The sequence below is a fragment of the Burkholderia sp. AU33545 genome, from assembly GCF_020419685.1.
Classification (GTDB): Bacteria; Pseudomonadota; Gammaproteobacteria; order Burkholderiales; family Burkholderiaceae; genus Burkholderia; species Burkholderia diffusa.
In genome coordinates this window covers 460,352-472,471 of sequence record NZ_JAIZRQ010000001.1, presented here as the reverse complement: position 1 = coordinate 472,471, position 12,120 = coordinate 460,352, and the positions used below count along the sequence as shown (strand labels likewise).

Genomic DNA, 12,120 nt, shown 5'->3' with positions numbered 1-12,120 from the left:
GGGCGCTCGTTGATTCAGCGCTGCGCTGTGCGAATGCACCGCTCCCCGCTCACGCGCTGCCCGGTGCCGGATAGCGAACGTCGAGCACGTCAATCGGCTGGGGACCAGCCGGCGTCATCAGCGTGACGGTGTCGCCGATCTTCGCCTTGATGAGGGCTCGTGCGACCGGCGAAATCCAGCTGACACAGCCGCGATCGAGATCGACCTCGTCGATCCCGACGATCGTGACGGTGTGATCCTCGCCGTCCGGCGTCGCGTAATCGACGGTCGCGCCGAAGAACACCTGGTCGACATTCTCCTGCCGGCTCGCGTCGACGACTTCGGCGAGATCGAGCCGCTTCGTCAGAAAGCGGATCCGGCGGTCGATCTCGCGCAACCGCCGCTTGCCGTAGATGTAGTCGCCGTTCTCCGATCGATCGCCGTTCGACGCGGCCCACGACACCAACCGCACGACTTCGGGGCGCTCGACGTCGATCAGGTTCAGGAGTTCGTCCCTGAGCCGCTTGTGGCCGGCCGGGGTGATGTAGTTCTTCGTGCCCGCCGGAATCGCGGGTTGACTCGGGTCGAGATCGTCGTCGTCGCCGTCCGACTCTTTGACAAACGCCTTGTTCATGATGCAGATTCAACACTTGGATGACTGATGCATCAAGGGTACACGAACGCGGCCGCCCAGGATCGGGTGACATTTTTTGCGAATAAGGCTTCCCTTTTTATACAACCCTGCTATACTTCCGCTTCTGCGTGCGGCTGTAGCTCAGTTGGATAGAGTACTTGGCTACGAACCAAGGGGTCGTGGGTTCGAATCCTGCCAGCCGCGCCACTTTTTTCGAGGGCCTTCCAAACCGAAGGCCCTTTCAGTTCGATGTTGTAGCGTTTTGTTTTTGCGTGCGGCTGTAGCTCAGTTGGATAGAGTACTTGGCTACGAACCAAGGGGTCGTGGGTTCGAATCCTGCCAGCCGCGCCACCTTTTTGGGGGCCTTCCCATCGCAGAAGGTTCCGACAGTTGAAGTAGTACCGCTTTGCGTGCGGCTGTAGCTCAGTTGGATAGAGTACTTGGCTACGAACCAAGGGGTCGTGGGTTCGAATCCTGCCAGCCGCGCCACCTCAGAAGGGCCTTCCTCCGGGAAGGCCCTTTTTTCTTTTCCGCCTCCCCCTCTTTTGTTCGGCCACCGCCCGCTCGAGTCGGGTTGCCACTTCATGACATCGCCCGACGCGCTGCATACATGAAAACGGCGGCCCGTGGCCGCCGTCGCATCCCGCCGCAAACCACCGCGCGACGTCAGTAATCCTGCCGCTCGCGCTCGATGCGCATGCCGCCGTCGTGACGCGCATGCACGCTGTCGTCGGTCGAGCGCTCGCGCATGATCCGCATCACGTCCGGATTGGTCCGCACGCGCCGCATCACGTTCGCGAGATGCACGCGATCGCTGACCTGGATCACGAACCGCAGCACCGTCGATTCGTGCGTCAGATCCTCGTCCATCGCGATGTGAACGATGTTCGCGTCGGCCGACGTGATGTCCGCCGCGACGCGCGCGAAGATGCCCTTCGTGTTCTTCACGAGCGCCTTCACCGCGACGTCGAACAGACGACCCGGCTGCGGCGCCCACTCGACGTCGATCCAGCGGCCCGGATCGCGACGATGGATGCGCTGCGCGACCCGGCAATCGGTCGTATGAATCGCCATCCCGAGGCCGATGCCGATATAGCCCATGATCGCATCGCCCGGAATCGGCCGGCAGCACGCCGACAGTTGCACGGACATCCCTTCGGTGCCGGTAATCACGACCGGCGGCGCATTGTGCGCGGGATGCCGCTCGGACTTCGGCAGATCGTCGTCCGCATCGCGGCCGGTCATCAGCACCTCGATGCGCTTGGCCATCACCGCGGCGACGCGGCGGCCGAGGCCGATGTCCGCGAAGATTTCCTGGCGACTCTTGTTGCCCGTCCACTGGACGAGCTTCTCCCACACCTCCGGCGTGACATCGGCGAGCGCGAGCCCGTAACCCTTCAGGCTCTGATCGACGAGCCGCTCGCCGAGCTGCACCGACTCGTTCAGGCGCATCGTCTTCAGGTAGTGACGAATCGCCGAACGCGCCTTGCCGGTGCGCACGAAACCGAGCCACGCGGGGTTCGGCTTCGAATACGGCGCGGTGATGACCTCGACGATGTCGCCGCTCTTCAGCTCGGTGCGCAGCGGCAGCAACTCGTTGTTGATCTTCACGGCCACGCACTGGTTGCCGAGATCGCTGTGGATCGAATACGCGAAATCGAGCGCCGTCGCGCCGCGCGGCAACGCCATGATCTTCGACTTCGGCGTGAACACGTAGACCGCATCCGGGAACAGGTCGATCTTCACGTGCTCGAGGAATTCGCTCGAATCGCCGGCTTCGCTCTGGATGTCGAGCAGCGACTTCAGCCACTGATGCGCGCGCTTCTGCACATCGTTCAGATCCGCGCCGCCGTTCTTGTACAGCCAGTGCGCGGCCACGCCGGCCTCGGCGATCTCGTGCATCTTGCGCGTGCGCACCTGGAACTCGATCGGCGCGCCGAACGGGCCGACGAGCGTCGTGTGCAGCGACTGATAGCCGTTGATCTTCGGGATCGCGATGTAGTCCTTGAACTTGCCGGGCACGGGCTTGTACAACGCGTGCAACGCACCGATGCACGTGTAGCAGTCAAGCGGACTCTCGACGACGACGCGAAAGCCGTATACGTCGAGCACCTGCGAGAACGACAGCTGCTTGTCGCGCATCTTGCGATAGATGCTGTAGATCGTCTTCTCGCGGCCGGTGATCTCCGCGTCGAGCTTCGCGTCGCTCATCGCGCGCTGAGCAGCCTCGAGGATCTTGCTGATCACTTCGCGGCGGTTGCCGCGCGCGGCCTTCACGGCCTTCTCGAGCGTCGCGTAGCGATGCGGGTTGAAGTTCGCGAAGCTCATGTCCTGCAGCTCGCGATACGTGTTGTTCAACCCGAGGCGGTGCGCGATCGGCGCGTAGATGTCGAGCGTCTCGCGTGCGACGCGCCGGCGCTTTTCCATCGGCACCGCGCCGAGCGTGCGCATGTTGTGCAGACGGTCGGCGAGCTTGACGAGGATGACCCGCACGTCGCGCGCCATCGCGAGCAGCATCTTGCGGAAGTTTTCCGCCTGCGCTTCCTCGCGGCTGCGGAACTCCATCTTGTCGAGCTTCGACAGGCCGTCGACCAGTTCGGCGACCTTCGGGCCGAACCGTTCGGCCAGCTCGCTCTTGGTCACGCCCTGGTCTTCCATCACGTCGTGCAGGAGCGCGGCCATCACGGCTTGCGCGTCGAGCTTCCAGCCGGCACAGATTTCCGCGACGGCGACGGGATGGGTGATGTAGGGTTCGCCGCTCTGGCGATATTGACCGAGGTGGGCTTCGTCACTGAAGTGGAACGCCGCCTTGACCTCTTTGATTTCTTCCGGAGGGAGATACTCGGCAAGCGCGGCCGTCAGTTTCGCGATCGAAACGACGCCGTGCTTGCGCGGCTGCTCCGGCGTGGCGGTCGGCCCGAACAGATGCCGGAAGGACTGTTCGAGGACCGCGTCGATGTACTGGCGCGCAGGCGACTGGGCCGTGGCTTCGGTGGTCGAATCCGCGGAGGCGGACGATGGGGTGGTGCTCATATTCGCCTCCAGGTCGAGTCGTTGCGCGCGTGGACTACATGGCTGGAACGGGCCGGATGCGCGTTACACCGGCACCTTCTTCAGCATCTCGACGCCGACCTGGCCGGCAGCGATCTCGCGCAGCGCGACGACGGTCGGCTTGTCGCGGCTCTCGATCTTCGGCGTATGGCCTTGCGCGAGCTGCCGCGCGCGGTAAGTGGCGGCGAGCGCCAGTTCGAAGCGGTTGGGGATTTGCTTCAGGCAGTCTTCGACGGTAATGCGAGCCATGTTGGTAATTCCTTCTGAATATAGTCCCTATTCTACCTTATGTCCCTCTACCCCCGCGTCATTCCGCGTGGGGCAAATGGATGCCGAGCTCGATGAACAGCTCGGTATGTCGCGCGTACTGCGAAGCAAAGCGCAGGCGCGTCGCCGCGACGATGCATTCGAGCTCGGCCAGTGCACGATCGAAATTTTCGTTGATCACGACGTATTCCGCTTCCGACGCGTGCGCCATCTCGCTGCCCGCGGCGAGCAGGCGTCGCGTGATCACGTTCGGCTCGTCCTGGCCGCGCTTCTTCAGACGTTCCTCGAGCGCGTCGAGCGATGGCGGCAGAATGAAGATGCCGACCGCGTTGCGGAACTGCTTCTTCACCTGCTGCGCGCCCTGCCAGTCGATCTCGAGCAGCACGTCGTGGCCGCTCATCATCTGCTCCTCGATCCAGACGCGCGACGTACCGTAGTAGTTGCCGTGCACTTCCGCGCTTTCGAGGAATTCGTGCGCGGCGTGGCGCGCGCGGAAATCCTCGACGGTCGTGAAGTGGTAGTGCTGGCCGTCCTGCTCGCCCGGGCGCGGCTTGCGCGTCGTGTACGAAATCGACAGGCAGATGTCGCTGTCCTTCGACAGCAGCGCGTTCACGAGCGTCGACTTGCCGGCGCCCGACGGCGCGATGACCATGAACAGGTTGCCGGGATAGACGCCGCCGTGCAGCGCATGCGACGCGTGGCCGTCGTGAGTGGGATGGGTCATGTTGCGTTACTCCAGGTTTTGCACTTGCTCACGCATCTGCTCGATCAACAGCTTGAGCGCCATCGATGCGTCGGCCAGTTCCTTCGCCGCCGCCTTCGAGCCGAGCGTGTTTGCTTCTCGATTCAGTTCCTGCATCATGAAGTCGAGACGCTTGCCGACGCGGCCGCCCTTCTCGATCACGTGACGCGTTTCGTTCAGGTGCGCGGTGAGTCGCGACAGCTCTTCCGCGATGTCGATCCGGATGCCGTACATCGTCACTTCCTGACGAATGCGTTCCGCGGCTTCCTCGCGCGTGACGATCGGCGCGCTGCCTTCGGGCGCCGCGATGCCGAGCGCCTCCTGCAGCCGCTCGACGATCTTCTGCTGATGCTTCGCGATCAGCTCCGGCACGAGCGGCGTGATGCGCGCGACGATCGCCTCCATCTCGGTGACGTTCGACAGCAGCATCGTCGCCAGCTGCGCGCCTTCGCGCGAACGCACGACGACGAGTTCACCGATCGCTTCCTTGCCGCACGCGAGCACCGCGTCGCGGATCGCTTCCGCCGATACGCCGCTCTCGGCGAGCACGCCTGGCCAGCGCAGGATCTCGCCCGCACGCAGGCGACCGACACCCGGGAACGAATCGAGCACCGAGCGCTCGAGCTCGGCAAGCTGGCCGAGCGCCGTCTGGTTCAGCGCACCGGCACCGATGCTCTGCTCGCCGCGCTGCAGGTTGATGCGCACGTCGACCTTGCCGCGCGACAGCTTGTTCATCAGCATTTCGCGCAGCGCGGGCTCGCACGCGCGCACGTCGTCCGGCATGCGGAAATTCAGGTCGAGGAAGCGCGAGTTCACGGTGCGCAGTTCGACCGACACGCTGGTGCCGCCATTGCCGGTGGCCGTCGCGAGTTCGCGCGTCGCGCTCGCGTAGCCCGTCATGCTGTAGATCATGGTTCGTCTCGCCGTCTGGGTGCCCTTCTCGGGCGGGAATATGTCGAGGCGCCCGGCGCATTGCAAGGCGCGGGGCGGGAAGCGCGCATTATCCCATTTTTGCGCCCCACCCCGCCGGGCAAGGCAGCCGTTCGGCGCTAAAATCGGGGTTTCCTCTTCCGTCCACGATTCCCCCATGACGTCTTCCCTGTCCCGCCCGAGCGGCCGCCGCGCCGACGAACTGCGCAAGGTCGCCCTCACGCGCCATTACACGAAACACGCCGAAGGCTCGGTACTCGTCGAATTCGGCGATACCAAGGTGATCTGCACCGCGAGCGTCGCCGAACGCGTGCCCGAATTCCTGCGCGATCGCGGCCAGGGCTGGCTGACGGCGGAATACGGGATGCTGCCGCGCGCGACGCACACGCGCAGCGACCGTGAAGCCGCGCGCGGCAAGCAGACGGGCCGTACGCAGGAAATTCAGCGCCTGATCGGCCGCGCGCTGCGCGCGGTGTTCGATCTCGAAGCGCTCGGCCCGCGCACGATCCACATCGACTGTGACGTGATCCAGGCCGACGGCGGCACGCGCACGGCCAGCATCACCGGCGCCTTCGTCGCCGCGCACGACGCCGTGTCGAAGCTGATCGCGGCCGGCAAGCTCGCGCGCTCGCCGATCACCGACCACGTCGCCGCGATCTCGGTCGGCGTGTACGAAGGCGCACCCGTGCTCGACCTCGACTACGCGGAAGATTCGCGCTGCGACACCGACATGAACGTCGTGATGACGGGCGCCGGCGGCTTCGTCGAAGTCCAGGGCACCGCCGAAGGCGTGCCGTTCTCGCGCGCCGAGATGAACGCGCTGCTCGACCTCGCGCAAAGCGGGATCGGCCAGCTCGTGCAGTTGCAGAAGGACGTGCTGGGCGCCGGCCATGTCTGACGATCGCACCTTGGCGCCGCTGTCGCGCATCGTGCTCGCGTCGAACAACGCCGGCAAGCTGCGCGAGTTCACCGCGCTGTTTTCGACGGTCGGCATCGAGATCGTGCCGCAGGGCGACCTGGCCGTGCCGGAGGCGGACGAGCCGTTCGGCACGTTCATCGAGAACGCGCTGACGAAAGCACGGCACGCGTCGCGGCTCACCGGCCTACCGGCGATCGCCGACGATTCGGGCCTGTGCGTGCGCGCGCTGCGCGGCGCACCGGGCGTCTATTCCGCACGCTACGCGCAGCGCGCGGGCGGCGACAAGGGCGACGCGGCGAACAATGCGTACCTCGTCGAGCAGCTGCGCGGCGTCGCCGACCGGCGCGCATACTATTGCTGCGTGCTCGCGCTGGTGCGCCACGCGGACGATCCCGAGCCGCTGTTCGCCGAAGGTCGCTGGGAGGGCGAGATCGTCGACACGCCGCGCGGCGAACACGGATTCGGCTACGACCCGTATTTCCACCTGCCGTCGCTCGGCGCGACGGCGGCCGAGCTCGAGCCGGCCGTGAAGAACACGCACAGCCATCGCGCGCTCGCGCTGAAGGCACTGCTCGCGCGGCTCGCGGAGGAACCGGCATGATCGTCTTCGTCACGCATTCGCAACCGGAGGCCGCATGAGCCAGGCGGCGGAAACCGGCGCGCGCGTCGTCGCGGCCTTCACGTCGCCCGGGCAGGTGCGGCTCACGTCGCTGCCGCCGCTCGCGCTGTACGTGCATTTTCCGTGGTGCGTGCGCAAGTGCCCGTACTGCGATTTCAACTCGCACGAGTGGAAGGGCGAGCGGTTTCCGGAAACCGAGTACCTCGACGCGCTGCGCGCCGATCTCGAACAGGCGCTGCCGCTCGTCTGGGGCCGGCAGGTGCATACGGTGTTCATCGGCGGCGGCACGCCGAGCCTGCTGTCGGCGGCCGGCCTCGACCGGCTGCTGTCCGACGTGCGCGCGCTGCTGCCGCTCGATGCCGACGCCGAGATCACGCTCGAGGCGAACCCGGGCACGTTCGAGGCCGCGAAGTTCGCGCAGTTCCGCGCGAGCGGCGTGAACCGCCTGTCCGTCGGCATCCAGAGCTTCAACGAAGGCCATCTGAAAGCGCTCGGCCGCATTCACGACACCGCGCAGGCGCGCGCGGCCGTCGAGATCGCCGCGAAGACGTTCGACAACTTCAACCTCGACCTGATGTTCGCGCTGCCGAACCAGACGCTCGACGAATGCCGGGCCGACATCGAGACCGCGCTGTCGTTCGCGCCGCCGCATCTGTCGCTGTATCACCTGACGCTCGAACCGAACACGCTGTTCGCGAAGTTTCCGCCCGTGGTACCCGACGACGACGCATCGGCCGACATGCAGGAATGGATCCACGCGCGCACGGCCGAGGCCGGTTACGGCCGCTACGAAGTGTCCGCTTACGCGACGCCGAATCATCAGTGCAAGCACAACCTGAACTACTGGCGCTTCGGCGACTATCTCGGGATCGGCGCGGGCGCGCACACGAAGCTGTCGTTCCCGAACCGGATCCTGCGGCAGGCACGCTACAAGCATCCGGCTACCTTCATCGAACAGGCGATGGCCGGCACGCCGGTGCAGGAAGAACGTGAAGTCGGTGCGCGCGACCTGCCGTTCGAGTTCATGCTGAACACGCTGCGGCTCGTCGAGGGCTTCCCCGTGCACAGCTTCGTCGAACGCACGGGTTTGCCGATCGGCACGATCGAGCAGGCACTCAAGGATGCGGAGCAGCGCGGACTGATCACGCGCGATTTTGCGCAGATCGCGCCGACGCCGCTTGGTCAACGGTTCCTCAACGACCTGCAGGAATTGTTCCTGCGCGACGATTGAGGCGGAACGAGGCGGCATTTCGGTTACAATGCCGCCTCGTGTGGAAGCGTGGCCGAGCGGTTTAAGGCACCGGTCTTGAAAACCGGCGACGGGAAACTGTCCGTGAGTTCGAATCTCACCGCTTCCGCCAGGAAGTTCGCCAAACCCCGTCCATTCATCGAATGACGGGGTTTTTGTTTGTGCGACGCGCGCCGCGCACGGTGCCCGCCCCGCGTGCCGACGCATCTCGCCCGATGCCGTTACAATCCGGCGCTCCGATTCGCGAAACGGGAAACCACGTCATGAAGTCCTTCATCGCCTCGTCGCTCGTCGCCCTGGCTGCCGTCGGCACGCACGCCGCGGCCGCCGATTCCGCCTCCGGCACCGACGCGCAAACGCCGTCATGCGCGATTGCGTACGTGAAGGGTGTCGGCGGCTCGCCGCGCAGCCTGCGCGAATATCTCGCGAGCCCGACGCCGTACAACTATCTGAAGGAAAACGAGATCCAGTGCAAGGTGTCGGATGACGGGCGCGCATCGAACTGCACCGGCGTGACCTATATCCGCAACGAACAGGTCAGCGTGTACGACGATTCCGACCCGGCGACGCTGACGGTCGTCGCGCCGGTGGAACTCGAGCACGGCCAGAAGTACCCCGTGATCCTCGTGGTGCAGCGCAAGGACGCGCGCTGCACGCGGTAACGCGCGCCACGACACGCCCGCCGTCCGCCGACGACGCGCGCGTGCCTCACGGGCCGGGCCGCCATCGCCTAGAATTCGATCAGCACGGCGACACGACCGCCGCCGCGACTCGATGCCGCCCGCGCCATCCGTGCGTGCGGCCCAGGGAGACCGCCATGACCGAATTGTCGACAGCGACGGATCACGTCGATTACGAAGGCTTCGAGATCCATGTGGTGCCGGGCATCGCCCCGGGCAGCGACACGCGTTACACCTACACCGGCTATGTCTGCCATCCTGGCGCGAATCCCGCGCTGCCCGATCATGCGGTGCCCTTCCACGCGGACGGCGAGGAAAGCTTCGCGAGCGTCGACGAAGCGGTTCGGGAAGCCGTGCACATCGGCAAGAGCATCATCGACGGCACGCATCCGGACCTGTCCGTTCTGTCGCTCGTAACACACGGCTACTAAGCGGGCCGGTCGGGCCACGCCCACCGCCACTGCGTGCGACGCGCGTGCGCATATCGCGCCCGCGCCGTCACATGTCACGTCACGTCGGAACACATGCCGGTCGGCCCGCCGATCGCCATCATCCGCGAATCGCTACGTCGCGCTTCGCGCACTATGCGTTTCTCCCGATAACAGGTCGCGGCCGGACGCCTATCATTTTTTTATCGTCACCCTCCGGCAGTCCGCCATGTCTCATCTTCCCCACCCGGGCGCCAGCCGGCTGCGTGTTGCCTGGCTGGTCGCCGCCTCGTTGCTTGCCGCCTGCACGATCACGCCGCCGCCATCGCTGCGCTCGGTGCAGACGATCCCGTCCGTCATCCGCAACGCGAATCGCGACCAGTACCGCGTGGAAGTCGCGCGGTGCGTCACCGAGCACAATCCGTCCGGCGTCGCGCGCGGGACGCCGCAGGCGATGCTGCGCTCGCTCGTCGTCGTCGCGTTCACCGTCGATGGCAGCGGCCGCCTCGTCAACGCATCCGTTTATCGCAGCAACGGCGACAGCGAAGCAGAAGGGCTCGCGCTCGCGTCGCTGCGTCGCTCGGCGCCGCTGCCGCCACCACCGTCGAAACTGCTGGACGGCAATGGCCGGCTCGAGATGATGGAAGGCTGGCTGTTCAACGACGACGGACGTTTCCAGTTGCAAAGCACCGCATCCGCACAGGCGCAATCGCTCGACTGAGCCCGCGCCGGCCGCGATTGCCGCTATGTCGCGGCGCTGGCTATAATTTTCCGCAATCGCGCGGCCACCCTCCCGCGCGCGCGTTCGCGCGCCGCACCCGGCATGCGAGCCGACCACGCCGGCACAGGGCGGCGGCGACCTATCCGTCTCCATCGTCGACCGGCGGGTGACGTCAGCGCCACGACGCGCGTTCACGCCGCTACCGCATCATCCGCCCGGCTGCGCTCTCCCGGCAGGCGTCCACCTGTCTGCCCGAGCGCACGCTCAGGCGAATGCCCCAACGACAAAACGGAGACATCCATGTCCGCATCTCCCCCGGCCGTTGCACACGCAACCGGTTCGGCCGGCGCCGTCAGCCACCGGCGCATCGTGTTCGCGAGCTTCATCGGCACCGCGATCGAGTTCTACGACTTCTACGTCTACGCGACTGCCGCCGCACTCGTCATCGGCCCCGTGTTCTTCCCGCACGGCTCCGCGACCGCACAGGCGCTGTCCGCATTCGTCACGTTCGGCATCGCATTCATCGCGCGGCCGATCGGCTCGTTCTTGTTCGGCCACTTCGGTGACCGCATCGGTCGCAAGTCGACGCTCGTCGCGTCGCTGCTCGTCATGGGCGTGTCCACGACCGCGATCGGCTTCGTGCCCGGCTACGACACGATCGGCACACTCGCGCCGGTGCTGCTGTGCGTGCTGCGCTTCGGCCAGGGGATCGGCCTCGGCGGCGAATGGGGCGGCGCGGCGCTGCTCGCGACCGAGCACGCGCCGCAAGGCAAGCGCGGCTGGTTCGGGATGTTCCCGCAGCTGGGCCCGTCGGTGGGCTTCCTGATGTCGAACGGGCTGTTCTTCGCGCTCGCGCTGTCGCTGTCCGACGAACAATTCCGCAGCTGGGGCTGGCGCATCCCGTTCCTCGTCAGTGCGGTGCTCGTCGCGCTCGGCCTGTACGTGCGGCTGAAGATCACCGAGACGCCGGCGTTCCAGGCCGCACTCGACCGCAACGAACGCGTGCGCGTGCCGGTCGCGACGCTCGTCTCGCAACATTGGCGCCCCACATTGCTCGGCGCGCTCGCGATGGTGGTCTGCTACACGCTGTTCTATATCTCGACGGTGTTCTCGCTGTCGTATGGCGTGTCGACGCTGCACATTCCGCGTCAGAGCTTCCTCGGCCTGTTGTGCTTCGCTGTCGTGTTCATGGGGCTCGCCACGCCGCTGTCGGCGTGGGCGTCGGATCGCTTCGGCCGCAAGCCGGTGCTGGTCGTCGGCGCGATCGCCGCACTGCTGTCCGGCTTCGCGATGGAGCCGCTGCTCGGCAGCGGCTCGATGCCGCTCGTCGCGTTGTTCCTGACGCTCGAGCTGTTCCTGATGGGCGTGACGTTCGCGCCGATGGGCGCGCTGCTGCCCGAGTTGTTCCCGACCAACGTCCGCTATACGGGCGCCGGGGTCGCGTACAACCTCGGCGGGATCCTCGGCGCGTCGATCGCGCCGTACATCGCGCAGCTGCTCGCCGCGCGCGGCGGCCTGTCGTGGGTCGGCGGCTACGTGTCGGTCGCGGCAGCGATCAGCCTGATCGGCGTGCTGCTGATGCGCGAAACCCGCGACGCATCGCTCGTCTGAGCCTCAGGGGCGCCTCGGGTTGTGTAGCGGGCGGCGCTGACTATACTCGATCCGGGGACGCCGTCGCGCGCCCCCGGATCCCCGAAGGAGCCGCCGCAATGAACATCCGCCTCGACAACGCCGACCTCGTCCTGATCCTGGCGCTCGCGCTGGGTGGCGCCCTGCTGCTCGCGGCCCGCTTCCGGCCGAAAACCTGGCGCGGCCTCCTGTTCGAGGCGCTGCTCGCCAACCTGGCCGCCGTCGCCGCGGTGCTCACGGTCGAAGCACTGCTCGCCTGAACCGGCCGGCCC

General features: G+C 66.3%; 13 protein-coding genes and 4 tRNA genes. 12 read left to right on the top strand and 5 right to left on the bottom strand.

All coding sequences use genetic code 11. The annotated features are described in order from the left end of the window. Positions 1–49: 49 nt before the first annotated feature. Complete coding sequence (greB, locus tag LGM71_RS02145) at positions 50–613, bottom strand: transcription elongation factor GreB (protein ID WP_059530120.1); 564 nt, start codon at positions 611–613, stop codon at positions 50–52. A 130-nt stretch (positions 614–743) separates the two neighbouring features. On the opposite strand from greB, the gene LGM71_RS02140 reads away from it, so the two are divergent. The 3 genes from LGM71_RS02140 to LGM71_RS02130 all read left to right on the top strand — a co-directional run bounded on the left by LGM71_RS02140 (position 744) and on the right by LGM71_RS02130 (position 1,102). Then, positions 744–820, top strand: a tRNA-Arg gene (locus LGM71_RS02140). 67 nt (positions 821–887) lie between these two features. After that, positions 888–964: transfer RNA gene (locus LGM71_RS02135), tRNA-Arg, on the top strand. 61 nt (positions 965–1,025) lie between these two features. Then, positions 1,026–1,102, top strand: a tRNA-Arg gene (locus LGM71_RS02130). 177 nt (positions 1,103–1,279) lie between these two features. Here LGM71_RS02130 and LGM71_RS02125 read toward each other — a convergent pair. The 4 genes from LGM71_RS02125 to LGM71_RS02110 all read right to left on the bottom strand — a co-directional run bounded on the left by LGM71_RS02125 (position 1,280) and on the right by LGM71_RS02110 (position 5,585). Beyond that, positions 1,280–3,646, bottom strand: a complete 2,367-nt coding sequence (locus LGM71_RS02125) for a RelA/SpoT family protein (RefSeq protein WP_059598969.1) — start codon at positions 3,644–3,646, stop codon at positions 1,280–1,282. Positions 3,647–3,709: 63 nt separating this feature from the next. Beyond that, positions 3,710–3,913 carry a DNA-directed RNA polymerase subunit omega gene (gene rpoZ, locus LGM71_RS02120; RefSeq protein WP_006025620.1) on the bottom strand — a complete coding sequence of 68 codons (204 nt, stop codon included), beginning with the start codon at positions 3,911–3,913 and terminating at the stop codon, positions 3,710–3,712. A gap of 58 nt (positions 3,914–3,971) precedes the next feature. Next, on the bottom strand, positions 3,972–4,655 hold the full coding sequence (gmk, locus tag LGM71_RS02115) for a guanylate kinase (protein WP_059598968.1): 684 nt from the start codon (positions 4,653–4,655) through the stop codon (positions 3,972–3,974). A gap of 6 nt (positions 4,656–4,661) precedes the next feature. Next, positions 4,662–5,585 (bottom strand): YicC/YloC family endoribonuclease, encoded by a 924-nt coding sequence (locus LGM71_RS02110; protein WP_059598967.1) that lies wholly within the window; start codon positions 5,583–5,585, stop codon positions 4,662–4,664. A 175-nt stretch (positions 5,586–5,760) separates the two neighbouring features. Between LGM71_RS02110 and rph the strand changes: the two genes are divergently transcribed. The 9 genes from rph to LGM71_RS02065 all read left to right on the top strand — a co-directional run bounded on the left by rph (position 5,761) and on the right by LGM71_RS02065 (position 12,108). Beyond that, on the top strand, positions 5,761–6,501 hold the full coding sequence (rph, locus tag LGM71_RS02105; RefSeq protein ID WP_059530129.1) for a ribonuclease PH: 741 nt from the start codon (positions 5,761–5,763) through the stop codon (positions 6,499–6,501). After that, complete coding sequence (rdgB, locus tag LGM71_RS02100; RefSeq protein WP_059598966.1) at positions 6,494–7,123, top strand: RdgB/HAM1 family non-canonical purine NTP pyrophosphatase; 630 nt, start codon at positions 6,494–6,496, stop codon at positions 7,121–7,123. Before rph ends, rdgB begins: the two co-directional genes overlap by 8 nt. Positions 7,124–7,157: 34 nt before the next feature. Further along, complete coding sequence (gene hemW, locus LGM71_RS02095; RefSeq protein ID WP_226113839.1) at positions 7,158–8,372, top strand: radical SAM family heme chaperone HemW; 1,215 nt, start codon at positions 7,158–7,160, stop codon at positions 8,370–8,372. A gap of 42 nt (positions 8,373–8,414) precedes the next feature. Continuing rightward, a tRNA-Ser gene (locus tag LGM71_RS02090) sits at positions 8,415–8,502 on the top strand. A gap of 151 nt (positions 8,503–8,653) precedes the next feature. Next, the gene (locus LGM71_RS02085; protein WP_124623500.1) at positions 8,654–9,052 is read left to right on the top strand and encodes a hypothetical protein; all 399 of its coding nucleotides are present in this window, start codon (positions 8,654–8,656) and stop codon (positions 9,050–9,052) included. A 155-nt stretch (positions 9,053–9,207) separates the two neighbouring features. Further along, a complete protein-coding gene (locus tag LGM71_RS02080) occupies positions 9,208–9,501 on the top strand; it encodes a hypothetical protein (protein ID WP_124623503.1) in 294 nt (97 codons plus the stop codon). 226 nt (positions 9,502–9,727) lie between these two features. Next, positions 9,728–10,219 carry an energy transducer TonB gene (locus LGM71_RS02075; protein WP_124623506.1) on the top strand — a complete coding sequence of 164 codons (492 nt, stop codon included), beginning with the start codon at positions 9,728–9,730 and terminating at the stop codon, positions 10,217–10,219. Between the two features lie 300 nt (positions 10,220–10,519). Continuing rightward, a complete protein-coding gene (locus LGM71_RS02070) occupies positions 10,520–11,830 on the top strand; it encodes an MFS transporter (protein WP_124904355.1) in 1,311 nt (436 codons plus the stop codon). 98 nt (positions 11,831–11,928) lie between these two features. Next, positions 11,929–12,108 (top strand): hypothetical protein, encoded by a 180-nt coding sequence (locus tag LGM71_RS02065; RefSeq protein WP_059605294.1) that lies wholly within the window; start codon positions 11,929–11,931, stop codon positions 12,106–12,108. Positions 12,109–12,120: the final 12 nt, after the last annotated feature.

Excerpts from the sequence above, each read along its gene's own strand:
- LGM71_RS02125 (WP_059598969.1), bottom strand. The coding sequence starts at position 3,646 with ATGAGCACCACCCCATCGTCCGCCTCCGCGGATTCGACCACCGAAGCC.
- rph (WP_059530129.1), top strand. The coding sequence starts at position 5,761 with ATGACGTCTTCCCTGTCCCGCCCGAGCGGCCGCCGCGCCGACGAACTG.
- LGM71_RS02075 (WP_124623506.1), top strand. The coding sequence starts at position 9,728 with ATGTCTCATCTTCCCCACCCGGGCGCCAGCCGGCTGCGTGTTGCCTGG.
- gmk (WP_059598968.1), bottom strand. The coding sequence starts at position 4,655 with ATGACCCATCCCACTCACGACGGCCACGCGTCGCATGCGCTGCACGGC.
- rpoZ (WP_006025620.1), bottom strand. The coding sequence starts at position 3,913 with ATGGCTCGCATTACCGTCGAAGACTGCCTGAAGCAAATCCCCAACCGC.
- rdgB (WP_059598966.1), top strand. The coding sequence starts at position 6,494 with ATGTCTGACGATCGCACCTTGGCGCCGCTGTCGCGCATCGTGCTCGCG.
- LGM71_RS02080 (WP_124623503.1), top strand. The coding sequence starts at position 9,208 with ATGACCGAATTGTCGACAGCGACGGATCACGTCGATTACGAAGGCTTC.
- LGM71_RS02110 (WP_059598967.1), bottom strand. The coding sequence starts at position 5,585 with ATGATCTACAGCATGACGGGCTACGCGAGCGCGACGCGCGAACTCGCG.
- LGM71_RS02065 (WP_059605294.1), top strand. The coding sequence starts at position 11,929 with ATGAACATCCGCCTCGACAACGCCGACCTCGTCCTGATCCTGGCGCTC.
- hemW (WP_226113839.1), top strand. The coding sequence starts at position 7,158 with ATGAGCCAGGCGGCGGAAACCGGCGCGCGCGTCGTCGCGGCCTTCACG.
- LGM71_RS02070 (WP_124904355.1), top strand. The coding sequence starts at position 10,520 with ATGTCCGCATCTCCCCCGGCCGTTGCACACGCAACCGGTTCGGCCGGC.
- greB (WP_059530120.1), bottom strand. The coding sequence starts at position 613 with ATGAACAAGGCGTTTGTCAAAGAGTCGGACGGCGACGACGACGATCTC.
- LGM71_RS02085 (WP_124623500.1), top strand. The coding sequence starts at position 8,654 with ATGAAGTCCTTCATCGCCTCGTCGCTCGTCGCCCTGGCTGCCGTCGGC.